The sequence below is a fragment of the Sediminibacterium sp. genome (assembly GCF_030695065.1).
Classification (GTDB): domain Bacteria; phylum Bacteroidota; class Bacteroidia; order Chitinophagales; family Chitinophagaceae; genus Sediminibacterium.
Genome location: NZ_JAUYTR010000003.1, coordinates 1 through 1,476, shown reverse-complemented (window position 1 = coordinate 1,476; position 1,476 = coordinate 1). Strand labels below are relative to the sequence as shown.

Sequence of the window (1,476 nt, the reverse complement as noted above, 5' to 3'; positions counted from 1 at the left end):
GGTATTCTGTTATTGCTATTCGGATCATGTTTGATTTACTTACATCACCCATAGCATAACCTAACTTTTCCAGGTCTTTATGTTGTTTTTCGGTTAGTTTTAGGTTAATTTGTTTCATTATTGCTTTTTCTTCCATCATTTATCACCTGGTTAATCTATATAGAATAGCTAAAATATACCTTTTTGGGTATTTATTTATATATAAAAATATCTTTAACATCTAACTTCGTTTAATTACCATATAACGAACATCAAAATGTAACCTTGAAGGTTACAAAATTCCAGGCCATAATGCCTTAAATCACTAAAAAAGAGATTATAAAGTTTATCTGAAAGGAACATTGTAACCTTCAATAAATTATATAAAATATAATTGGAAGTTAAAGATCTGATTAGGTTGTCAAATAATTGTTAAGTAATGTTAAATAACTAAATAATTGTTAAGTTACTTCATTTTCAAGAAAGTTTCAGGACCTATTTAGATTAAAATTACTCTTAATATAATGATACTAAGTTCAATAACTTACAATATAATGAAGATAAATAGTCCTATATTGATCCGTAGAAAAGTAAAAGAGTTTCTTAACAGTTTGGTAGTTATTAGTTAATCAATAAACCTAATATTTTCATTAGAACTGAATATTCAAAACAGATCTAAATATTTAACTTGGAACTAAATATTATGATTCACTAACAATATGCTTGTTTGATTTGAATATTTAGTTCTCTTAATAAGTTAAGCAACAATAGATAATTTTATTTGATTAGTGAACTTTTGATTACTAAACTATCCATAACTATCTTAAGTTTATCAGCAGTATCAGAGTCAAACGAAATACCAAGAGTATCTATACGGCCTGGCTGTTCTTTACTTTCACCAAGAATAAGGAGATATTCATAATATGCTTCTTGATCTCCACTCGCAGGAGTCAAATCATAATAACTTTGATAACCTGCTATACTTTTTGAGGAAGTATATCCTAGTTCAGTAAGACTGTTTTGGGCATCACCATCCATTCTACCTGTACTAATTTCTGCGTAACCGATTTCTTTACCATCAATGTCCTTAGTGTTTACTGCTGGATCCCATAATTCTAAATTTTCATTATCTCCACCTTGGGGAGCTAAGTTTCCATCAGAGTCTTTAATTGTCGTTCCTTCAGGTATTGTGAATTTATAATATTTATTTTCAAAAACATTAGATGCTTTTGCAGAGGTTGTTTCATTTGTAGTTGTTTGATTAAGTTTAGTTTGATTATCTGTATTGTTTATAGCATCAGGTGATACCATTCCACCAATTACTATAATTAAAATGATGCCCAAACAGCAAAATCCTACAATTCCCATAATGGCTTTTCGTTTATTACTTTGTTCATTCCATTGTTCTTTTATTCCTTTTTTATCAGTCATATTCTAATACCTCAATAAATTAACATGAATTTTATAGTTTTAACTATGATACCCAAACCAATCCCT

At 28.4% G+C, this 1,476-nt stretch carries 1 protein-coding gene; it reads right to left on the bottom strand.

Annotation, left to right across the window (positions count from 1 at the left end; genetic code table 11):
• Positions 1-756 precede the first annotated feature (756 nt).
• Positions 757-1,410 (bottom strand): hypothetical protein, encoded by a 654-nt coding sequence (locus tag Q8S25_RS00010; protein WP_305533606.1) that lies wholly within the window; start codon positions 1,408-1,410, stop codon positions 757-759.
• Positions 1,411-1,476: the final 66 nt, after the last annotated feature.